This window comes from Synechococcus sp. A18-25c, from assembly GCF_014280035.1.
Taxonomy (GTDB): domain Bacteria; phylum Cyanobacteriota; class Cyanobacteriia; order PCC-6307; family Cyanobiaceae; genus Synechococcus_C.
The window spans coordinates 2,272,614-2,293,235 of sequence record NZ_CP047957.1 but is presented as its reverse complement, the minus strand read 5'-3'; the positions used below and the strand labels follow the sequence as shown (position 1 = coordinate 2,293,235).

Annotated in this window: 18 protein-coding genes; 6 read left to right on the top strand and 12 right to left on the bottom strand. The window is 57.7% G+C overall.

The annotated features are described in order from the left end of the window. Positions 1 to 3 precede the first annotated feature (3 nt). The 7 genes from SynA1825c_RS12510 to SynA1825c_RS12480 form a co-directional block, all read right to left on the bottom strand. Entirely contained in the window at positions 4 to 1,659 is a 1,656-nt protein-coding gene (locus SynA1825c_RS12510) for a ShlB/FhaC/HecB family hemolysin secretion/activation protein (protein WP_186469587.1), read from the bottom strand. Positions 1,660 to 1,960: 301 nt separating this feature from the next. Continuing rightward, positions 1,961 to 2,281, bottom strand: a complete 321-nt coding sequence (locus tag SynA1825c_RS12505) for a hypothetical protein (RefSeq protein WP_186469586.1) — start codon at positions 2,279 to 2,281, stop codon at positions 1,961 to 1,963. Positions 2,282 to 2,325: 44 nt separating this feature from the next. After that, positions 2,326 to 3,219 (bottom strand): methylglyoxal synthase, encoded by an 894-nt coding sequence (locus SynA1825c_RS12500; RefSeq protein ID WP_222930010.1) that lies wholly within the window; start codon positions 3,217 to 3,219, stop codon positions 2,326 to 2,328. A gap of 503 nt (positions 3,220 to 3,722) precedes the next feature. Further along, positions 3,723 to 4,385, bottom strand: a complete 663-nt coding sequence (locus SynA1825c_RS12495; protein WP_186469585.1) for a Coq4 family protein — start codon at positions 4,383 to 4,385, stop codon at positions 3,723 to 3,725. Positions 4,386 to 4,436: 51 nt separating this feature from the next. Continuing rightward, on the bottom strand, positions 4,437 to 6,416 hold the full coding sequence (locus tag SynA1825c_RS12490; RefSeq protein ID WP_186469584.1) for a hypothetical protein: 1,980 nt from the start codon (positions 6,414 to 6,416) through the stop codon (positions 4,437 to 4,439). Between the two features lie 23 nt (positions 6,417 to 6,439). Then, positions 6,440 to 8,344 carry a CHASE2 domain-containing protein gene (locus SynA1825c_RS12485; protein WP_186469583.1) on the bottom strand — a complete coding sequence of 635 codons (1,905 nt, stop codon included), beginning with the start codon at positions 8,342 to 8,344 and terminating at the stop codon, positions 6,440 to 6,442. Further along, positions 8,341 to 8,919, bottom strand: coding sequence for a Crp/Fnr family transcriptional regulator (locus SynA1825c_RS12480; RefSeq protein ID WP_186469582.1), 579 nt, complete (start codon positions 8,917 to 8,919; stop codon positions 8,341 to 8,343). The genes SynA1825c_RS12485 and SynA1825c_RS12480 overlap by 4 nt, the downstream gene beginning before the upstream one ends. A gap of 115 nt (positions 8,920 to 9,034) precedes the next feature. On the opposite strand from SynA1825c_RS12480, the gene SynA1825c_RS13555 reads away from it, so the two are divergent. Together SynA1825c_RS13555 and SynA1825c_RS12475 are read left to right on the top strand one after the other, a co-directional pair. Continuing rightward, positions 9,035 to 9,178, top strand: a complete 144-nt coding sequence (locus tag SynA1825c_RS13555; RefSeq protein ID WP_222930008.1) for a hypothetical protein — start codon at positions 9,035 to 9,037, stop codon at positions 9,176 to 9,178. 3 nt (positions 9,179 to 9,181) lie between these two features. After that, complete coding sequence (locus SynA1825c_RS12475) at positions 9,182 to 9,871, top strand: Crp/Fnr family transcriptional regulator (protein ID WP_186469581.1); 690 nt, start codon at positions 9,182 to 9,184, stop codon at positions 9,869 to 9,871. A 5-nt stretch (positions 9,872 to 9,876) separates the two neighbouring features. On the opposite strand, the gene speA is transcribed toward SynA1825c_RS12475, so the two are convergent. Next, positions 9,877 to 11,787 carry a biosynthetic arginine decarboxylase gene (gene speA / locus SynA1825c_RS12470; protein WP_186469580.1) on the bottom strand — a complete coding sequence of 637 codons (1,911 nt, stop codon included), beginning with the start codon at positions 11,785 to 11,787 and terminating at the stop codon, positions 9,877 to 9,879. Positions 11,788 to 11,924: 137 nt separating this feature from the next. Between speA and ndk the strand changes: the two genes are divergently transcribed. Then, positions 11,925 to 12,383 carry a nucleoside-diphosphate kinase gene (ndk, locus tag SynA1825c_RS12465; protein WP_186469579.1) on the top strand — a complete coding sequence of 153 codons (459 nt, stop codon included), beginning with the start codon at positions 11,925 to 11,927 and terminating at the stop codon, positions 12,381 to 12,383. Positions 12,384 to 12,397: 14 nt separating this feature from the next. On the opposite strand, the gene thiO is transcribed toward ndk, so the two are convergent. Continuing rightward, on the bottom strand, positions 12,398 to 13,576 hold the full coding sequence (gene thiO / locus SynA1825c_RS12460; protein WP_186469578.1) for a glycine oxidase ThiO: 1,179 nt from the start codon (positions 13,574 to 13,576) through the stop codon (positions 12,398 to 12,400). Beyond that, on the bottom strand, positions 13,573 to 15,306 hold the full coding sequence (locus tag SynA1825c_RS12455; protein ID WP_186469577.1) for a TRIC cation channel family protein: 1,734 nt from the start codon (positions 15,304 to 15,306) through the stop codon (positions 13,573 to 13,575). Before SynA1825c_RS12455 ends, thiO begins: the two co-directional genes overlap by 4 nt. Before the next feature lie 68 nt (positions 15,307 to 15,374). Between SynA1825c_RS12455 and gatB the strand changes: the two genes are divergently transcribed. Beyond that, positions 15,375 to 16,847: an Asp-tRNA(Asn)/Glu-tRNA(Gln) amidotransferase subunit GatB gene (gatB, locus tag SynA1825c_RS12450; RefSeq protein ID WP_186469576.1), complete on the top strand. Its 1,473-nt coding sequence runs from the start codon at positions 15,375 to 15,377 to the stop codon at positions 16,845 to 16,847. 105 nt (positions 16,848 to 16,952) lie between these two features. Here gatB and SynA1825c_RS12445 read toward each other — a convergent pair whose 3' ends face one another. Then, the gene (locus tag SynA1825c_RS12445) at positions 16,953 to 17,810 is read right to left on the bottom strand and encodes a hypothetical protein (protein ID WP_186469575.1); all 858 of its coding nucleotides are present in this window, start codon (positions 17,808 to 17,810) and stop codon (positions 16,953 to 16,955) included. A gap of 187 nt (positions 17,811 to 17,997) precedes the next feature. After that, a complete protein-coding gene (gene coaE, locus SynA1825c_RS12440) occupies positions 17,998 to 18,606 on the bottom strand; it encodes a dephospho-CoA kinase (RefSeq protein ID WP_186469574.1) in 609 nt (202 codons plus the stop codon). Here coaE and argJ point away from each other — a divergent pair. Then, the gene (gene argJ / locus SynA1825c_RS12435; RefSeq protein ID WP_186469573.1) at positions 18,605 to 19,897 is read left to right on the top strand and encodes a bifunctional glutamate N-acetyltransferase/amino-acid acetyltransferase ArgJ; all 1,293 of its coding nucleotides are present in this window, start codon (positions 18,605 to 18,607) and stop codon (positions 19,895 to 19,897) included. The genes coaE and argJ overlap by 2 nt on opposite strands. An 86-nt stretch (positions 19,898 to 19,983) precedes the next feature. Further along, positions 19,984 to 20,619, top strand: a complete 636-nt coding sequence (locus SynA1825c_RS12430; RefSeq protein ID WP_186469572.1) for a hypothetical protein — start codon at positions 19,984 to 19,986, stop codon at positions 20,617 to 20,619. Positions 20,620 to 20,622: the final 3 nt, after the last annotated feature.

The following is a 20,622-nucleotide window of genomic DNA, read 5'->3' as shown; positions in this document are numbered from 1 at the left end:
TGCTTAAAATTGGATTGTCACTTTTGAATAAATACCATTTCCAATAATCCAATCATTCCATAATCCTGTATTGTCGTCTGTATTGAATTGATTGGCCCAGCCTAAATCTATGATTAATTGATTTCTATGTTGCCATCTCATCAATACCCCATAGGACCCAACGGTGTCGTTGAAAGTGCTGCCCAGTCGTGTTGTTGTAATCCCACCTGCGCCTCCGAAAGGTACAAGCTTGAACTGGTTGTTCTTTAATTTGAGAAACGACCACTCCAATTCTAAATTGCCAAGCCATCCGTTATCACCACTAATTAATGTCCCTGGTAATCCTCTCAATCCATTGTCGCTTCCAACACCAAACCCCATGCTGCTCGTTAAAGGATTGAAAGCATATTGTCCGCCAGCCACAGCTTTTGCGATCAACGTGTTGTTAATTGCCCAGAGCCCAGTTGTGTAGACGCCGATAGCCATTGCGTTATTTGGATGGATTCCCAGCGCGTTGAGGTTTTTCAGTTCATCAGGGCTACTGAAGGAATTGATGCCTTGTAGTCCGTAAATCTGACCTGACCATGACAGAGAATTTTTTGCTCCAAGATGTCCAATTCCGAATCGAGCATATCCGCTTGTTAAGTCTCCATCGATGCCACCACCAGCGATCACGGGAAAAGGCTCATTCTTATAGTAGCTATTATTGTGGTTGGAACTGACTCCAAAAAATGCATATGTGTTTGTGGACGTTGTCTGCAGAAATGTCCAGTCAGTTTGGATTAGCCCTTGATACTGCCTAAAACTTAAATCACGAAATGGTTTTGGATATTCCACCAAATAGCGTCTGCTTGCTCCAAGTGATCCTGTCACACTCCATCTGCGTGTCAGTGGGTAGGTGTAACTGATCGACCCGATTCCTGCTCCAAGTTCAGGATCGTTATCAACATTCAGTTCCCCATAAAACTGAAATTGATCTCCTCGAGTCAGCAAATCGGGTTTTTGCAGGATTGCAATTCCTCTCCATTGTCCGCTTCCCGCATTGCCATCATTTCGAAGTGATGTTAACCCTTTCCATGGTTTGGGGATCACTTCTGCTGTGATGTTGAGTGTCGCTTTGGTTGGATTGCTTCCTAGCTTTCCAATACTTCCTGAAATGCGGCTGGCGATTCCTTGCCGTTCAAGGTCCAGCAGTGCATTTTTGATTTGGATAATGTTAAAGCTTTGATCAAGCAACGGCGCTAATTCATTTTCGATCTCTGAGGTGAGCCCCTTATTTTTTGAGGTGACATTGATCTCAACCAACCTGCCGGGGATGATAATTAACTTGGTTTGGCCATTCAGTTCTTCGGCAACGACGCGTGTATTGATATATCCGTCTTTTTGTAGCTGAGCATTGAGTTGATTGACGCAGCTATTTTTGCGACTCGAGTCGACTGATAATTCGCAGTCTCGAAGGATTTCTTGTGTTCTTTTCCTGTTGTACGGGGATGAACCTTCGATCTCAATGGATTGTCTATTTATTTGCAGATTGAACTCACCTTCATTTTGTTCACCTGCCTCATTCTCTATCTCGAGTTGTACCGCGTCGTCGTTTGCCGCAGGGCTCTGCCTCTCAGGGAGTCTTGCTGGCCCTGGTTGGATTGGAGGAGCTACCAGTTGGGCGAAGAGAGGAAACACGAGGATTTACTTGCTTTCTGGTGTTGCAGATTGTCTTTGGTCTTGTGTGACCGGCCTGGCCAAGAATAGCAAAGCTTTTTGTTACCTCAACAAGGGCTGCTCAGCGACTTCCTTGCTTGACGTTATCTCATCGTTGGTGATCTGAGTGCTCTAGCGCAAAAAGTTGTATTCAATTTCTGGACTTTTACCATCCGCGATTGCTTCCGACGTCCGAAGATGGGTTTTGGTTTCTGGTGTGTGTTATCGGTTTTTCAAGTCTTCAAATTGTCGATCGATCATCTTTGTCAGACGTCTGCTTTGCTCAGTTGTCTTGACGTGTAGCACTCATCATTCTTCTCCATGGCGCGCCCTCCAGGTCGACCATTCTTCTATCATCTGTTGCAAGTATGATTCGCACATTTTTAAAGAGATTGATCCAGTATCCAACAACGTGGTTGGTTTTGCCACTCATTCCTGCATGCACGGCGTATTCTGCTAGGAGATGGCATAAAACTGTGTCAGCGGTCTTTTTTGCGACGCTTCGAATGCGGTAGCTGGGGTCTAAGTATTTGATGCTGATCGGAATAATCTTGTAGGGAGATTGACTATTGTGTCTAGGATTAGCCTGCGCTGAATTTTCCATTGGCACGACCGAGCTACGGTAACAGACCTGATTGTGTCCGACTTTCAGCCTGCTTCGACCACCTTCTTTTGCCCTTTTACGTAGGACTCCAATACGCGATTCGGGAGGGGCTGATGATCAGCTTTTCCGGAGAGCAGATAATCAAGAATGGCCTCTCCGCTCTGAGGGTTCGTTGCTAAGGGGATTTGGTAGACGTCGCAGAGTCGTCCAAGAGCTTCGATGTCGGCGTGATGAGGGTGTGAGGAGAGTGGATCTCGGAAAAAGATGACGCCGATGATGTTCTGTGTCGAAATCAGGGTGCCAACAGCTTGGTCTCCACCCAGTGGTCCAGAAGCGACTTTTCGGCTAAGGCACATACCTGTTTTTTTGAATAACATGCTGCCGGTTGTTCCTGTTGCAATCAAAGGGAATTGTTCCAGTTTGTGGGTGTGAATGTTGCAGAATTCCATCAGGCTTTCTTTCATATTGTTGTGGGCAATGAGGGCTAAGTATTTGCGCTTGTCGGTGTAGGTTTCAGCGGCATGCTGCTCAGTGCGTGCTCGTCCGACAGCCTTGAAGACTTCTCTGAATTGCAGTGCCAGTCTTTGCTTGGTTTCCAGCAAGTCATGGAAGTCGTGGATGGTGAACCAGCCGACTTTGGTGGTCTCCAGTGCTTGAACGCTTGCTACCTGCGTGGCTTCTTCTGAAAACATGCTTTCGCCGAAGCAGTCACCGGGTGTCAGGAGTGCAATCTGCCGTTCATCTTCGATGATTTGTACCCTTCCACTGACTAAGAAAGCCATGCAGTCGGCGGGCTCGTCTTTGCGCATCAAGATTGCATTATCGTCAAAGGTTTTGACCGACATGTGTTGCGCCAGGATGGCAATGTCTTCCTTGTTGAAGCAATCCTTCAGGTTTGCTTCATTCTGAAGCGTTGTGATCAGATCGTTCCGGTCCATCGACACTCCACGCTCCCCTAAACATTAAGGGCATTGCGAGGATCGGGCTGTGTTTTGACTGCAGTCGCTGTTGTCTCTTTTTATCGAATTCGTTGTTGCTGGTGAAGTCGCTTTTGCTGGCGACTTGCTTCTGTTTAGCAACTGTGCCGACTGCTCAGTTGTTCGCTTCCGTAATGCTGCCGTTCCCCCTGGTCATGATGGGTGGCACTAATGCCACATGGCAGCAGGCTTATCGCACGGTTGCTCCGGCGTCACCGCTCACTCATCAACACCAACATCACGGCTACAGAATTCGTCTCGAACAGCATGTGTTGCACCAGCTCTGTTCAGGGGATGGTCAGCAGTTCTTTCACCCCTCCCCCATCACGGAAAGGGCGTGCACTTTCTTTCCCTGATGCACGTTTGCGCAGTGCCTGCAACTGTGGTTGACCCGCCCACATTGGTCGAGTGTTGTTGTCCCGTGAGCCTCCCGCTGTGGGGTCGCTGACTTCCCCAAGTTCTGTTTACGTGCCACTGTTCACCGCAAGTCTCAGCTCCTGACGCCAGTCCTGCAGTGGCCTGTCCCACCCTTCCTCAAGCTTGTGCGCGATCACCAGATCGGCATCGAGGCCCAACTGAAATCCACGTGCCATTGCGCGCAGCATCGGAGCCAGTGGCTCATCGTCCTGAAGAGCCGCCAACATCCCACCAAAGATCAACATGACGGCTAAAGGGGAGCGTGTCTGAGCGAGGTTGAAGCCTTGCAAGCCAAGCTCGCTATCGCCGTCGATTCCGAAGCCCGTGAGCACATGGATGATGTCGTGTGTTTCCCGAAGCCTGTGGGTGATGTATTCCGCGTCATTGCTGACTGGTGAGGGGTCGATCAGCGCGTTCGGCGTGATGCCTTGGCTGATCAGTTGATCGGCGTAACAGCGTCCGAGAGTGCCGTCTGGAAGTTTTTGCAACTCGGTCAGGTCGATTGCCTTTGGTCGCCAACCCTCTTTTACCAGTGCACTGAACTGGGGGTGTATGAGCAGGTGCCGCTTCATCTGCTCAGCCAGGGGGCTGTCCTTCACGCTGTTGGCGACAGCAAACACGCTGTCAAGCGAGCCCGGATTTTTCAAAAATGTGGCGAGGCTGGCGAGCAACCTCAGGCTTTGGAGGCGTTCTTGAAGTTTGAGCTGCACGGTCTTTGAGCGGAGGACTCCAATCTGATGGTGTGATTCGCTCTGGATCCATCAAAGGAACTGGGGAGTGGTCGGTTCCATCCCGCTGGATCCAGCACCTTTACCGCTGCAAGACGCTTCGGATCGTGAGGTTGTTTGGAAGCGAACCGCTTGACTCAGGGGCCCTCCGATCATTCCACCGGTGTAATAAGGGAAATCAGGATTACCTCCTAAGGCGCGGCAGACGTAAGTCAAGACGATGGGCTCTGGCAATGGCTCTGGTTCAGGTTCAGGTTCAGGTTCAGGCTCTGGTTCAGGCTCTGGTTCAGGCTCTGGTTCTGGTTCAGGCTCCGTTTCGGCGTCGTTGTTGTCGTCTTCTTTTTCTTCTTCTTCCTCTTCTTCCTCTCCTTCCTCTTCTTCTTCTTTCTCTGGTTCTAAGTCGTCTTCTTCTTCGTCCTCCTTCGGAAGTTTGTTGTCGGGCACCACCAGATTGTTCGCGCCCCGCAGCCGTGGATAGGGCGTTCGTGCTGCAATCAGCCAGTCAGAGCCCAGGATGGAGAGCAACGTGCGGTCGGGAAGTCCATACAGCTCCTGGTAAATCAAATTGATCACATGGCTTTCAGGCAGAAGGTTCTGCCCACTCATCGTCTCGATGATCAGTTGTGAGAAACGTTCCTTGCTGATCAATTGGCGGCTCAACAGCACGCCGTCTGGGCTGAAGGTGGCTTCTTCCCCAGCCTTTAGGCGAACAACACTGTCTGCATCGCTGACTAATTGATGCACGGTTCTGCTGGCGACACTTGCTTCTTTCAGAGCTGGTTGAGCAGGCTCAGATGTCTTGCCCTGATTCAGGGCAAACTGCATGGGTCTTCCGGTGTTGAATTCGCCGGATTGCCATGGCATTGGTGATCCAGGCGACTGCGGCCGGAGATTCGGGTCGTTGACAAAGCTGCCATTGGTAGAGAAGCGGTAACTGATTTGTCCCCCCACGACGGTGTCGAGCAGTTCGTCGTATTGGCCATAGGCAGCGACCGTCACCTGATCGCCGATGGGCACATTCAGGCCAACGCGTCCACCGCCATAGGAATTGCCGATTCCGTGGAGCACGTAGGGAGCGAGTGACAAGGTGATGGATTGATCCCCCACATCAGCCACAGGTATGCCTACCTGACCGATCGCAAATCCCAGGTTGTTGTCGCATTGATCGAGTGGAATGCCTCCGGTGATGCCGAATTGCCAGCGTTCTTTCTGCCAAAGGCCACCTACCGCGAGTTGCGAGTGGAAACAGCCTGTTCCGTCCCAACCGTCGTAGCCCACTAACAGGGAGCTGATGCTGCGGTCATCAGGATTGAACCACTTGTATCCCAGTTCGGTGCTGGCTCCCCAGGCGCCATCGAAATTGCTGCTAGCGGTTGTGTAGCTGTAGAGAAGGTTGCTGCCGAGGCTTTGGCTGAGAGGCACGAAAAAGGAGGCGTCTCCGAGGATCAGTCCAGCGGCTTCGCCGAGGGTCGTGCCTGAACTGTTGCTGCCCCAGGCACTTGATCCGAAGCCGATCACCGGATTCAGCGTGGGGTACATCGAGAGGATGTCTGGGCTGTTCTCGTCATCGGTCGCTTCAACGCCACTCCCTACGCTGGCTTGACCGCTTAGAACGGCGAGTCCGTAGTTCCCGTCATCTTGCACACTCAACACATACGTGGTGCCGCGGATCCCCAGCACCTTGGTGCCCAGGCAGCTGTTTTGGGGACCGTTGACCAAGACCTGGCCGCGATCTAGGCGAAAACAGTCTTCTCCGAGGCGGATTAAGCTGTTGGTGCCTAAGAATCCGAGTGCTCGCCGATCAAAGAGCACTTCGGCGCGGCTGCTGCCGGTGCTGAGTTCTTGCCCTCGATCCGCCGTGTCATCGACCGACGCCTCTTGCTGGTCGATGAACACTTCGCGGCCATCGATGATTCGTCGAATCGTGGCGCTATCGAACGGAGCTGCTGTTGCTGCCGAAGGCAACAGACTTGCCGCACAAGCGATGGCTAGCAGCTTCTTGAACACAGCCATCAACCGTCGGACACAGACGGTTGTTACTGATCTATGGCCGGGTGGGTGTCCTTGTTGGTGTCAGTTTGTAGTGCGAACACTCGTTGCTCACCCTGGCCGCGGATCGGAAATGTTCCCAAGTCCAGCAGGGGCCAGTCACCAGGAAGATGTTTGGCCACCGCAGCGCTCATCACAATTCCTTGATCGCACTGCTTGGCAATAGTCTCTAAGCGGCTGGCCATGTTCACCGCATCACCAATCACGGTGTAGTCCATGCGACTGGTGCTACCGATGTTTCCGCTCACCACCGAGCCATAGCTAAGAATCACCACTTGTTTCCAGGGTGAATGCCCTTCTGCAGCCCAGGCGTGATTGAGATCGTCAAGGCGTTGCTCCAGCTCGATTGCAGTTCTCACCGCAGCGAGCGCGTTCGTGCTGCTCGATTTTTCGATTGGGGCTCCAAACACGGCGAGGGCGGCATCGCCGATGAATTTGTCGACGGTGCCTTCTTCGGCATGCACCGCATCCACCACTTCACTGAAGTAGGCGTTGAGGCGATCCACCAGTTCTTTCACCCTGCCCTGTTCGGTCATGGTCTGGGTAAACGCTGTGAAGCCACGGATATCGCTCATCAAGATCACCACGTCCATCATTTTTCCACCCAGCAATTCATCGGCTTCCTCGGGTTGATCAGCGATCTCTGCGGCGACTGCTGGGGAGAGATAGCGACCCAGGGTTCGGCGTAGTCGTCGTCGTTGCCATTGCAGCCGAATCGTGGCGTCAGCGCTGGAGACAATTCCTGTCAGCGCCAAGCTGGCGGCTGGGCCAAGTAGAGGGAGCAAGAGGCCTCCCCACACAACCAGTCCGGCTCCTGCCGCGACGAGAATTGCTGAGGAGGCGAGGAGCACATTGAGACGAGGCAAGGGGCGCTCTTGCTTCGATGCAGTGATGCCTGCGACGAGAACAAGCCCTGCCATCAGGAAATTCCAGCTTGCAGGAGCAGGCACCCAGTGCAGGGATCGATCTTCCAGGCGATTGGCCAGTTCGGTGGCAAGCAATTCAACGCCTGGCATGCCCTGGGCACCGGAGAAGACCGCTGGATGTAGGTCTTGAAACACGGCCGCTGTTGGCCCAACGAGCACGGTGGCGTTGCTGAGCAGACCACTGCTTTTGATGGAGGTGAAGGCTCTGGTGTCGAGAATTTCCCAGATCGAGAGAGTGGCAATCGTTCCAGGGGGTCCATAAGGGTCCAAGAGATTGGATGACCGTGTACTGAGGTCGGCGTCGGCATTCCCAAGCTTGAGCAGGGTCACCGCCAACCCATCGGGTACGGCGGAGTTCAACTGTTGGCGAATCTCTACGGCGCTGTCACCAGGACGCTGACGGATGACGCCGTCTTCATCGGGGGAGCCATTCAGGAGGCCGCGGTTCAACGGTTTGTTGGATGACTGCAGCGTGGCTGTCAGATCCAGCAGCGCCATGCTGGCCACCGGCCCGCGGCCGTTTAGCACTTGCACCCCCAGTGCCACTTGGTCGTGATGGCGTTTCAAGGCACTTGCAAAGGCCATGTCGTCGTCGGGCCCGTAGCTACTGGGGGCTTCGAACAGCAGATCAAATCCAACGGTGGATGCGCCCGCTTCGATTAGACGATTCAGCACCCTCTGGTGAACGCGTCTTGGCCAGGGCCATTGGCTCAGACTTTGGAGCAAGGGGTCGTCGCTTAGGTCTGCGTTGGCCGCTTGCTGGAGGCTGAAGTCGTCGATGGCCAGAATCACAACATCATTAGGCGGCGTCCTGGAGCCCCGCGTCTCCTGGACCCAACCGGCAAAGCGCAGGTCGATACGCCCTAACCAATCCCGACCGATTCCGCCAGCAGCAGCAACCGCACCACTCAGCAGCAGGATCGCGCCATGACGGCGAATCCAGCGGAGCGCGGTTCGCTCTTTCATGGTGTTTCCGATGCTTGCATCAGCCCCCTCAACCGCCGGGCTGCGGTGGAGAGGGTTGGATCCGATCCGCGTTCCAATGCGTTGCAGCACCGCTCTAGGGCGGGGTGATGTCCTTGCTCGAATGCCTCAAGGGCTTCCAGGATCAGGGTTAGGTGACGATTGGTTTGACGGCAGCGACGGCTGCTCAGAGCCAATAGTTCCATCACCAGATCACTGTCATAGATAGCAGTCTGCAGCAGATCGTTGGCTTCAATCACCAGGACTTCGGCTGGACCGCGACTCACCGTGACGGTCGCGCTGTGGTGTTGATCGCCGATCAAGGCCATTTCTCCCACCAACTCATTGGGACCAATCCGTGCGATCACCTGCGGGGTGCCACCCGCTTCGCAGCGTTCGACCTTCAACTCTCCGGTTTGCACCAGCAGCACCCGTTCGGCAGGAGCGTCCTGTTGGATCAGTACCTTGCCGAGAGGGGCAATCTGCGTTTGATGACGCACTGTGGAGAGATGCGTGCTGAGCAGCATTCGCATGCGATCGCGAATCTGGTTGGGTCGTTGGTTCTCGTTCTCCTCCATGCGTGGCGGATTGCCGCTGCATGCATGCTGGCCGCTTCTGCCGGATCAGGCATCGCCTCCTGCAGCAGCGTCATGTTCTGAATCTGATTGCTGATGTGATGCCTTTTTTATTGGCATGTTCCTGCAGGAACTGGCCGAGTTTGTTCTGTACGCCATCATCAACGGGTCGAAGTCATGCCTTCGTTGTGAGCTCGGCATCGACCCAGTTCTGCATTTTTTCGGCAAGCTGGTCTCGGCCACTGTGGTCGTTCTGATCTGAATCATGTCTGCGCTCACGCCTGAGGATCTCGGGGCTATGCCTCTGTTCGCGGAGCTGGCGGAACAACAGCTCATCCTGCTGCTGGATCGTCATCGAGAGACAAGCCACCAGGTTGACCAGGTGATCGTGATGGAGCAGGACTGGGGTGAGTCGCTGTTCCTCATCCGCGATGGGGTGGCCAAGGTGCGCACCTACACCGCCGATGGTGATGAAGTGATCATGTCCTTGCTCGGCCAGGGCGATGTGTTCGGTGAGATGGCTGCTCTCGATGGTGCGTCACGTTCCGCCGATGTGGTGGCGCTTACGCCATTGCACCTCATCAAGATGCGCTCGACGCCGTTTGCTGCTCTGCTTGGCCAAGAGGCGGCGTTTGCTCTTGCCCTGGCGCGCTTAATGTCATCTCGTCTGCGTGATCTCAATCAACGCTTCGCATTGCAGAGCGCTGATGCCACCACGCGCCTGTTGGACGCTTTGGCGTATCTCGCCCGCAAAAGTTCCCGCGATCAGAATCCTGAGGCGGAGATCCCGCTGCTGGCCCAACGGGAGATTGCCTTGCTGGCTGGACTGGCGAGGGAAACAGCGTCTCGCACCCTCAGCAAGCTGCGCAACCGCGGCACTGTTTTGGAAACCAATGGACAGCTCCGGATTGCTGATTTGCAGCCGCTGATCAAACGCGGACTGTTGCCGGGTTAGAGGCGTCAGGCCTGCAGATAAGTGATCTGCTGCAGGCTGCTGGTCACATGATTGATCAGCCGTCGTGCATCGCTCACGGCCAACCGTCCGTCTCGGATCGCCGCTTCGCTCGCAAGCCTCAGCCGTTCCAGCATCTGGTCGGGGTCGTGCTCCATGGCCTTGAGAACATCGGCGTTGGTGTCACCCCGCACCACGTGATCGAGTTGGTAACCACCACCGGGTGCTAAGCGGATGTGCACCGCATTGGTGCTGCCGAACAGGTTGTGGAGGTTGCCCATCACCTCTTGATAGGCGCCGGCCAGGAATAGGCCGACGAGGTAGGGCTGTCCCGGAGTTGGGGTGTGCAGTTCCAGCAGTGATTTGCTTTGCCCGCCTTGAATGAAGCGAGCCAATTTGCCATCGGAATCGCAGGTGAGATCAGCAATGCTGCCCAGTTGCTCTGGCTGTTCATGCAAGCGATGAATGGGCATCACTGGGAACAGTTGATCAATGGCCCAGGTGTCCGGTGCGGACCGAAACACGGAAAAGTTGCCGTAGTAAGTGCTGGCCAGGCTGGCGCGCAGACGACGTAACTCGTCAGGGCTGTTGTCATCTGCGGGAAGGAGCTCGACGATGCGCCGCGCGCAGGCCCAGGCCAGCTGCTCTGCCCGTGCCCGCTCGGGGAGGCTTAGGTAACCGAGTCGGAAGGCACTCAGTGCATCCTCCTTGAACTTGATGGCGTCATTCCAGGCCTCCTGCAAGTTGGCTTCGGTGATGCCGTCGAGGGTGTCATGTAGATTGCGCACGATCAGGGGGTCGTCGTCTCTGCGTTGCGGACGCTCGTCGGGGGCACCACCGAGACCCAGGATGTCGAACACCAGCACACTGAAGTGACTGGCGAGGGCCCGTCCGCTTTCGCTCACAAGGGTGGGCAACGGCACGCCACAGGGTTCACAGCACTCCTTGACCGTCGCGACGACGTCGTTGGCGTAGTTCTGCAAGGAGTAGTTGGTGGAGGCTGCGGTCGCGCTGCGACTGCCGTCGTAGTCGATGCCAAGACCGCCACCAACGTCGAGGTATCCCATCGGCGCACCAAGGCGGTGCAGTTCTCCGTAGATCTGCCCGGCTTCCTGCAGGGCATCCTTCAGAACGGCGATGTCGTTGATCTGGCTGCCGATGTGGAAGTGCAGCAGCTTCAGATCGTTAAGCAGTCCGGCACGGCTCAGCCGTTCGGTGGTTTCGAGCAGTTCCGGAATGGAGAGCCCGAATTTGGCCCGGTCGCCTACAGAGCTGCTCCAGCGGCCTGTGCTGCGGGTCGAGAGCCGAGCCCGGATTCCGATCATCGGTGCGGCGCCCAGTTCTTGGCTGGCGGCGATGATCCGCTCCACTTCATCGGGTTGTTCGATTACCACCACCGGCTGTCGACCGAGTCTTCGCGCCAGGATGGCGGTCTCGATGTAGCGCTGATCCTTGTAGCCATTGCAGATCAGTAGGGCCTCTGGATCGTTCAACAACGACAGGGCAATTAGCAATTCAGCTTTGCTGCCGGCCTCAAGGCCGAAATGCCAGCGTTGACCAGCATCCACCAGTCGTTCCACCACATGGCGCTGCTGGTTGCATTTCACCGGGAACACGCCCTGGTATCGGCCGCCATAGCCGTAGTGCGCGATCGCCCGGTCAAAGGCCGCATGCAGCCGCTCGAGACGATCTTCCAGGATGTCGTCAAAGCGGATCAACAGCGGTAAGCCGAGATCCCTGGCCTGCAGGCCCTCCACCAATTCGATCAGATCGATGCTGCCGCCGCGGTCCCCGCGGGGCTGCACCGTCACATGGCCGCGGGAATTGGCCGCGAAGTAAGTGTCACCCCATCGATCGAGACCGTAGAGATCTGCTCCGTCCTGGATGGTCCAGGTGTCGGCTGTACCGGAGCGGGCCATCAGCGTCACTCAGCGCTCCAGGAGCATTCGCAGCAGGAATCTAGGCAGGGTTGTCGTTCCGAACAGTGCACAGACACCAAGTGGCTTGCCAATCGGGCCGTCGGCCACGGACGATAGCGGCGGTTTTATCCAATGTTATGGCTGCCGAACGCACCTTTATCGCCATCAAGCCCGATGGTGTTCAGCGTGGACTTGTGGGCGAGATCCTGGGGCGTTTCGAGCGCAAGGGTTTCAAGTTGGTTGGCCTCAAGCAACTGACCCCCAGCCGAGAGCTGGCTGAGCAGCACTACGGCGTGCATCGGGAGCGTCCGTTCTTTGCTGGTCTTGTTGACTTCATTACCTCCGGCCCTGTGGTGGCCATGGTGTGGGAAGGCGACGGTGTGATCGCCAGCGCCCGCAAGCTGATCGGTGCGACCAAACCTCTCGAGGCTGAGCCCGGCACGATCCGCGGTGATCTGGCCGTCAACATCGGCCGCAATGTGATCCATGGATCGGATGCTCCTGAAACAGCCCAGTTCGAGATTGGTTTGTGGTTCCAGTCCTCCGAGCTGAGCGAGTGGACGCCTTCCGATCAAGGCTGGCGCGTCGAAGGCTGATCGTTCCTTCAGGCTTATGAGCACTCAACCCCTGAGACCAGACGGTCTTGGGGGGTTTTTGTTGGCTTGAATCGATTCCAGCGGAAGTGCGGTAAGAGAGCGGCCAAGTCGTCTCGTATGGGCGTGCCAGAACAAAGATCCGCCATCAGTTCGGCTGTGGCACTGGCCATCAGAACACCGTTGCGATGGTGTCCGCAGGCCAGAAAAAGACCCGAGACCGAACTGTCGCCCAGCAGAGGGCCCTCGTCCGGTGTGCAGGGACGGAAGCCCCACCAACGCTCCATCGGAGGCCAATCAATGGCTTGGGGAAGCAGCCCGGAAATTCCGTCTTTCAAGGTGGTCTGTCCCTGGGGGGTCAGTCCTTCACTGAATCCGGCATCGCGTTCGGAGGTGGCTCCGACCACGACGAGCCCGTCCTCGCGAGGCACGAGGTAGGTGCCGGGGCCAAACACCACTCGTCTCAAGGCACCCCGCGGAGTCTGCAGGGAGAGCATTTGCCCCTTGATGGGGAACACCGGCAGCTCCGGCAGCAACTGGGCACTCCAGGCTCCGCTGCACAGCACTGCCTTGCGACAGCGCAAGGTGTTGAGCATTCCCTCGGAGTTGCGAGTGCGAACCCCTTGGAGTTGATGGTTCTCGGTCAGCAGCTCCAACACTTCCACCCCCTCCTGGAAGTGCACGCCTCGATCCACACAGGCGCTTTCCAGAGCCCGCATCAACTGGCGACGGTTGTCAATTTGGCCGTCTTGGCTGAAGAGCAAACCCGCGGCCCAGTCCGGGGCCAGGCCTGGGATTTCCTGATGCAGTTGTGCGCGATCTAGCGACTCGCCAAAGGCGGCTGTTGGGTACTGATCGCGTTCCGTAGAGCTCCGGAAGGGCACCACGATGCCAGTGGAGCGCAGACCACAGGGCAGACCGCTGTCGGCTTCGATCTGGGCGACCCAGCTGGGAACCCGGCCCAGGCTGAGCTGTCCGAGCTGCAGCAGGGCGCCGCTCAGGCCTTCGGCATGGGGGGCCAGCATGCCTGCGGCGACAAACCCTGCCGCTTCGCTGCGTCGCCGGCTGATCACGGTGACGGCTTCTCCGCGGCGCGCCAGTTGATGAGCGATCGCCAGGCCCATCAGCCCTCCACCGAGAATCAGGATCGGAGCCGATTGGTGCAGGTTTGCGCGCGGTTGTTGGGGGGTCGTCATAGGCCTGGACGCCATGAGCGCAGATTGTGGCGGACCACTAATTGACGGCAGCAGAAGACCGTGCCCCAACACACGACCATGGCGGCGAGGACTGGCCATTGCAGCGTCTCGAACCGATCTGCGATCAAAAGCCCCAGGCTCAGCGCCAAGGCGCCGAACACTGCAATTTCCTCATAAGGCTCGCCTTGAAACGTGCGTGGTTCGCGGCCTGTCACGACATCCAAAAGCATGCCGCCACCTGCGCAAGTCAGTGCAGCACAGATGGCCATCCACCACCAGTTCAAGTCTGCTTCCAAGGCGACTTGCGCTCCAATAATGGTGAACGTGGCCAAACCAACGCTGTCGCACAACCCCAGCACCTGGTTGAACCCCTTGCTGTCAGCCGCGCCTGAGCTCAAGACGCTGGTCACGAGTGACCCTGCCACCACGACCACTGCAACCACGAGCAGGTAGCTGTTGTCTTTCAAGATGAACGGCGGCGAGCGCATCCCGCCGATCAACAGGTCGCGAAGCGTGCCGCCCCCAACAGCGGGAAGCAACGTGAGGATGAAACAACCCCAAAGGTCATAGCGACGTTGCAGCGCTCGGATGAAGCCTGAGAGCGCAAAGGCTGCGGTCCCAATCAGATCAAGGCCATAGAACCAGGGAGAGGCCACCAATGTGGCGAAGGTCTGTCGTCCTGCGGGTCCGAGAGGTCCTCGCTGTGGGCCGCCGAGTTCTGAAGCTCTCCAAATGCTGAGGCTCCAGGCGTCCTTGGCTGCATGGGTGATGGCCGCGGGCTGACCGCTGCCTTCGCCGACGATCTCCGCACTGCGGGCGAAGGTCCTTGGATCCAGCAACCCAAAGCCCCGGTCGAGATCCATTAATTGGAGGATCTCCTTGAGCATTGCCCGTTGATGTTCCTTGTCGCTGCCATCCATGTAGCGCTCGGTGATGGCCACCGCTTCATCCGGATGGCGAGCGGCGTATCGCCATCCCTCGGCCAGGCACTGCAACAACCTCACGAGCTGATCGCGTTTGCGGGCATCGTTCAGATCCTCGGCACGTACGTACAGGCCGTCTTCTAGAAAACCGCTGCCTTCCTGCCCAAAACGCACAGTGAACAGATCTGTTTTGAGTTTTCCCTCGTTGAGGATGGTCTGAAACTCGTTGTAGCTCATGGCGGTGGCGCAATCGACGTTGCCATTGAGCAGGTCTTGGGCGGCGGGACGTTGCTGGATCAGTTCAACGGCCTGTAGGTCAAGTCCATGTCGTCTGAGCCAGTACCCAACATCGAACTGATCTCCGATTTTCCATGTGCCCACCCGCTTGCCAGCGAGATCATCGGCCCTGGTGACACCGGAGTCGGCATTGCAGACCAGCATCGTTCCAGGCCGTTGCAGCAGTTGGGCAATGTTCACCACATCACCCTCTCGGCGACGCAGATCCAGCGCATCCGATGACCAGGCGACGGCCACATCCACCTCGCCATCAAGCAGTCGCTGCAGACCGTTGACGGTGGGTCCACCAGGCTCGAGCGTCACGTCGAGGCTTTTTTTTCGAAACAGCTCGTGGTCCTGGGCCACGTAAAACCCTGCGAACTGCGCCTGCGGCAGCCAGCGCAATTGGACGCGGAGTGCTTCGAGATTGCCTTGCGGGCTGGATGTGGCCGGATGGGCGATTAGAGCGATGGCCATCAAGGTCGCTAGCAGGATGTTCCTCAGAAGCCGTCGCCAGCGAAGACTGCCCATGACTGATGGCCGGTGAAGCTGCATTGTGCGTCGCTTCCATAGGATCAGCCCACGCATGGAGAAGTGAGATGGCTGCGGAAAGCGCCTGGGAAGCCGTGATCGGTCTAGAGACCCATGTGCAGCTGGGCACGGATAGCAAAATCTTCACAGCGGCTTCAACCACCTTTGGAGATGACCCCAACACCCACATTGATCCGGTGGTCTGCGGCTTGCCGGGAACCTTGCCGGTGCTGAACCAGAAGGTGCTCGAGTACGCCGTCAAGGCGGCGATGGCCTTGAACCTCAACATCGCCGAACACAGCAAGTTCGACCGCAAGCAGTACTTCTATCCCGATCTGCCAAAGAACTATCAGATCTCTCAATACGACGAACCGATCGCCGAAGACGGTTGGATCGAAGTGGAGGTCGCCGAGAAGGGCAAAGACACTTACTTAAAGAAAATCGGCATTGAGCGCCTGCACATGGAAGAAGATGCAGGGAAACTCGTGCACGCCGGCAGTGATCGCCTGGCCGGCTCCACCCACTCCTTGGTGGACTACAACCGCGCCGGGGTCGCCCTGGCAGAGATTGTCAGCAAGCCAGATCTGCGCACGGGCCGTGAGGCGGCGGAATATGCCTCGGAAATCCGTCGCATCATGCGCTATCTCGGCGTCAGTGACGGAAACATGCAGGAGGGTTCACTGCGCTGTGACGTCAACATCTCCGTCCGCCGTGGACCGGATGCCCCGTTCGGCACCAAGGTAGAGATCAAGAACATGAACTCGTTTTCGGCCATTCAGAAGGCCTGTGAATACGAGATCCAACGTCAGATCAAGGCTTACGAAACTGGTGAGCCGATCGTGCAGGAAACCCGTCTTTGGGACGAGGGCAAGCAGCTCACCAAGAGCATGCGCAGCAAGGAGGGCGCCAGCGATTACCGCTATTTCCCCGACCCAGATCTGGGACCGATCGAGGTGAGTGTCGACCAGCGCGAGGGTTGGCGTTCGGAATTACCGGAACTGCCGGCGGCCAAGCGCCATCGCTACGCCGATGACTTGGGGCTGTCCCAGTACGACGCTCGGGTGCTCACCGATGAACGCCCGATGGCGGATTACTTCGAGGCCGCCGTGGCTGCAGGGGCTGACGCCAAGCTTGCATCCAACTGGATCACGGGTGACATCGCTGCCTATGTGAACAGCAATCGCCTGACCTATGGCGAGTTGCCCTTCCGTCCTGAGCAATTGGCCGAGATGGTGCAGTTAATTGATGGCGGCAAGATCAGCGGCAAGATCGCCAAGGACATTCTTCCGGAACTGCTGGAGAAAGGAGGTTCACCCAAGGCGATCGTGGATGAGCGAGGCCTCGGCATGATCAGTGATCCTGCGGCGCTCACCGCGATCGTTGAGGAGTTGCTTGCTGCTCATCCCGCTGAGGTGGAAGCCTTCCGCGGCGGGAAGAACAAGCTCCAGGGCTTCTTTGTCGGTCAGCTCATGAAGAAGACCGGCGGTAAGGCTGATCCCAAGTTGGCCAATCAGATCCTCAGCCAAAAGTTGAAGGGTTAGTTCTTGCCTTGCCTGTGCGGGCTTGGGCTGGTTCAACAACCTTCAGTTCCAAGTTGAAGTGTGGAGTGTTGTCTGATCCGTGAAGGTTGGGCTGTGTTGGACAAGTCAGCGGCTCCAGCTGCTGTTGCCGAGAGCGCCCGTGTGGCTGACGCGCACGAGTTCGGAGCCATTCACGATCTTGAAGGTGAGTCGACCTGCGTTTTGGGTCTGACTGCCAGCTGTGTCTTGCCAGTATCCGCTCACGGTGTTGCCCTGGCGCTGGCCGATGAACACATTGCGGAAGTTGCGGCCCCGTCCGTTCCAGGAGACGATCGAACCCGTTTGCCGGATTGTGTAGCTGCCGGCGTTGTTCCCTCTCCACGTGCCAGTGAGGTTGTTAGCGCTGGGTTCCGGAGCGGGTGTTGGGCTGGGCGAGCTGACCCGGCCCATGCGGAATTGCAATGCCTTCGGGACATTGCCGCCGGTGGTATTGGCATTGGCATGGAGCATGCCGTTGGAGCGTTGAATCACCCATTGGCCGTTGGCCAGTGACTGCAGCTGCAGCACTCGGCCGATCTTGTTGGCGCGGAACAGGCGGCTGCGGCTGTTGGTGGTGCAACCCCTCTGGAGTTGCAGGGCTTTCTGGTTGTTGACGCCGACCCAGCGGTTGGGGTCCTGCGTGCTGCGCAGGGCATAGGTGCCACCGTTGAGGCCATTGTGGTTGCCCAGGTCATAGACGTCAAAGGTTTCCCAACTGGTGTTCCCACCGACGCGGTCTGCTTTGGCGCCCAAGTAGGCGCCTGAGCCGATTCCTGCGCGGATGTATTGATTGGTGAGGTTTGACTTGAGGGTGTAGCGGCCGAGATATGTACCAGCTGTGCATCGGGTGGAGGCTTCGCTCGTCGCAGGGCTCATGGCGCTGAGGCCGCTCAAGCCGCTCGCGGCTACCAGGCTTAGAGCAAGGGAAGCTTTGGCGAATTGCATGATGATTGTGTGGTGAGTCGTGCAATCAGGTCGGAGGATTGTTTTGGCCTGTAAGTGAATGTTCTCTGCGGCTTTGCTGTCAGTCGATGATCTGAATCGCCTGTTGCTGTGATCTTGGTCACAGGTTGATTTCGGCGATGATGTCAATAAAAAGCTCTTCTCCCTGGCTTTGGCTGGGTGTGGCCGTTTAAGTGCGAGCCATGAGGAGTGCACGGACCTGGTCCTTCCAGGCATTCGCAGCTCCGCTGTTGTCAATCACCTGATCGGCCAGTTGGCATTTCCGCTCCAAGGGCCATTGGGCCTGGATGCGCTGCTCAGCAGCTGCGGCACTGAGTGTGTTGCGGGCGATTAGCCGTTCGCGTTGCTGCGCGGCTGTGCAGTGCACAACCCACACTTCTGTGCAAAGACTTTCCAGCCCAGCTTCATAGAGAAGTGGAATCATCAGCACCGTGATCGGCTCGCTGTTGAGGCGTTGCAGCTCGGTTTGGAAACGTGCGCGCACCAGCGGGTGCACCTGCTGTTCCAGCCACCGCCGTTCCGGTGCCTTTGCAAACACGATGCTGCCGAGCGCCTCTCGGCTTAACGCAGGTTGTGTTGGGTTAGACCCTTGCTTCAACACTGCGCTGCCATAGCGATCGATCACGGCCTGCCAGGCGGGTTCCCCCGGGGCGAGGGCGTCATGGGCGTACTGGTCGGCGTCCAAGACAGGCACATGTTGCTGGGCCAGCCAGCGGCCCACACTGCTTTTGCCGGAGGCGATGCCACCGGTCAGGCCGATGCGGCGTTGGCGAGGCATGGCGCGGCGGCAGGATGACACCAGTGTCTCGCGCGGATCCGTGGTTGCCGACAACAGCTGGGCTGCCTCTCAGTGGACTGTGGTGGAGGGAGGCGTTACTGCTCCTGCCGGTTTTCTTGCTGCCGGAATCACGGCAGGGTTGAAGGCATCGGGCAAGCCGGATCTGGCGCTTGTTCTGGCGCCGGAGGGTGCCGCCTGTGCCGGCACGTTCACCACCTCAGTGGTGCGTGCCGCCTGCGTGGATCTTTGCGCTGAACGGTTGGTCTCCAATGGCGGCCAGGCCCGAGCAGTGCTGATCAATTCGGGTCAGGCCAATGCCTGCACGGGCGATCGTGGCTTGATCGACAGTCAGCGGGCCACGCAGGCCCTGGCGGATCGTTTGGGTGTGGACGCTGATCAGGTGCTGATCTGCTCCACAGGTGTGATCGGTGTGCCGATTCCGATGGAGGTGTTGCTTGGTGGCCTGAACCCTCTCGTGGAAGCCTTGGATGCCGAGGGTGGAGCTGCTGCTGCCGGAGCCATCCTCACCACCGATCTGGTGGAGAAGCAGATCGCCTTGGAAGCCACCCTGGCTGGGCGCCGGGTCCGGCTCGGGGGGATGGCCAAAGGATCGGGGATGATCCATCCCGACATGGCCACCATGCTCGGGTATCTCACCTGCGATGCGGGGGTCCCGGCCGATGTGTGGCAGGCCATGGTGCAGCGTGTTGTTCAGCGCTCGTTCAATGCCATCACGGTGGATGGTGACACCAGCACCAATGACACGGTGCTGGCCTTTGCCGCTGGTGAGCCCCTTCCAGGCACGGCTTTTGCAGCGTTAGAGGAGGGGCTGACCCAGGTGGCGCAACATCTGGCGCGCGCCATTGCCCGCGATGGGGAGGGAGCCACTTGTCTGATCGAGGTGCAGGTGCAGGGCGCCCCGTGCGAGCAGGACGCTGTGCGTATGGCTCGCACAATTTGCGGGTCATCGCTGGTCAAGACCGCCGTGCATGGCAGAGATCCCAACTGGGGGCGGATCGTTGCGGCTGCGGGGCGTTCCGGTGTGGCATTTGATCCTGATGCTGTGGCCCTCTGGATCGGCGATCACCAACTAATGGCCGATGGCCAGCCCCTCGCCTTCGATCGCTCGGCGGCCTCCATCTACCTGAGCGATCGGGCCTGTGGGAGCTATCTGAACGATGACGTCGTCCTCATCCGTCTGCACGTCGGCACGGGGCCAGGCTCTGGATCCGGCTGGGGCTGTGATCTTTCGGATCAATACGTGCGCATCAATGCCGATTACACCACTTGAACCGTGCGCTGATTCGTGCGTCATCTGCGATCAGGCGCGAGGATGCCACCACCGATTGTTCGGCGTCGATTCAGCGGAGTCCTGAGATGACCACCACCACTTCTGAAAAGAAGCGGCCGAAGCGCCCTCGGTTCTGGGTGGGGCCTCTGGTGGCTGGTTCGTGTTTCGCTCTGGGTTATGGCATCACGCAGCGCGTCGTGATGCTGCGCCAAGGTCAGCAAGACCCGCAGCAGGCATCGTTTCAACAAAGCAGTTTTCCCGGTCAGTCCCTCGATTCCCTGCGAAGTTTTTATGGGGCTGACCAGCCCTTGATGGGCGATGTGACGGCTAAGGAAGCTCGTGATGCTGAGAAACGCCAGATGTTTGATGAAGCCGAGGCGATTGCCGCTGAAGATGAACAACGCGAGGAGCAGCAGGCGGCTCTGCGTGAGCCGGAGTCGTCTTTGCCAGCGGATGATCTAAGTCCCCAACCGGCTCCTGTGCTGCCAGCGGCGGAGGAAACGAACGCGCCCGACCCAGGCCTCCCACTCTCTCCAACGCTCGAACCTGGAGTGCAGGAGCCAGATGCTGGCTTCCCGGCTGATCCTGCGCAGGAGGCCCCGGTTCAAGCGGACTCAGGGCCGCCGGCAGTGTTGCCCGTGTCAGAACCCCTCCGCATACCGCAACCCACGTTTGATCCGCAAAACGTCCTCACGCCGCCGATGGCGCCACCAAATCCTTGATGC

What these genes read in the sequence shown, in the direction of transcription:
- SynA1825c_RS12505 (WP_186469586.1), bottom strand. Translation starts at nt 2,281, where the DNA reads ATGGAAAATTCAGCGCAGGCTAATCCTAGACACAATAGTCAATCTCCC.
- SynA1825c_RS12500 (WP_222930010.1), bottom strand. Translation starts at nt 3,219, where the DNA reads ATGGACCGGAACGATCTGATCACAACGCTTCAGAATGAAGCAAACCTG.
- SynA1825c_RS12490 (WP_186469584.1), bottom strand. Translation starts at nt 6,416, where the DNA reads ATGGCTGTGTTCAAGAAGCTGCTAGCCATCGCTTGTGCGGCAAGTCTG.
- SynA1825c_RS12485 (WP_186469583.1), bottom strand. Translation starts at nt 8,344, where the DNA reads ATGAAAGAGCGAACCGCGCTCCGCTGGATTCGCCGTCATGGCGCGATC.
- SynA1825c_RS12480 (WP_186469582.1), bottom strand. Translation starts at nt 8,919, where the DNA reads ATGGAGGAGAACGAGAACCAACGACCCAACCAGATTCGCGATCGCATG.
- SynA1825c_RS13555 (WP_222930008.1), top strand. Translation starts at nt 9,035, where the DNA reads ATGTTCCTGCAGGAACTGGCCGAGTTTGTTCTGTACGCCATCATCAAC.
- SynA1825c_RS12475 (WP_186469581.1), top strand. Translation starts at nt 9,182, where the DNA reads ATGTCTGCGCTCACGCCTGAGGATCTCGGGGCTATGCCTCTGTTCGCG.
- speA (WP_186469580.1), bottom strand. Translation starts at nt 11,787, where the DNA reads ATGGCCCGCTCCGGTACAGCCGACACCTGGACCATCCAGGACGGAGCA.
- ndk (WP_186469579.1), top strand. Translation starts at nt 11,925, where the DNA reads ATGGCTGCCGAACGCACCTTTATCGCCATCAAGCCCGATGGTGTTCAG.
- thiO (WP_186469578.1), bottom strand. Translation starts at nt 13,576, where the DNA reads ATGACGACCCCCCAACAACCGCGCGCAAACCTGCACCAATCGGCTCCG.
- SynA1825c_RS12455 (WP_186469577.1), bottom strand. Translation starts at nt 15,306, where the DNA reads ATGGGCAGTCTTCGCTGGCGACGGCTTCTGAGGAACATCCTGCTAGCG.
- gatB (WP_186469576.1), top strand. Translation starts at nt 15,375, where the DNA reads ATGGCTGCGGAAAGCGCCTGGGAAGCCGTGATCGGTCTAGAGACCCAT.
- SynA1825c_RS12445 (WP_186469575.1), bottom strand. Translation starts at nt 17,810, where the DNA reads ATGCAATTCGCCAAAGCTTCCCTTGCTCTAAGCCTGGTAGCCGCGAGC.
- argJ (WP_186469573.1), top strand. Translation starts at nt 18,605, where the DNA reads ATGGCGCGGCGGCAGGATGACACCAGTGTCTCGCGCGGATCCGTGGTT.
- coaE (WP_186469574.1), bottom strand. Translation starts at nt 18,606, where the DNA reads ATGCCTCGCCAACGCCGCATCGGCCTGACCGGTGGCATCGCCTCCGGC.
- SynA1825c_RS12430 (WP_186469572.1), top strand. Translation starts at nt 19,984, where the DNA reads ATGACCACCACCACTTCTGAAAAGAAGCGGCCGAAGCGCCCTCGGTTC.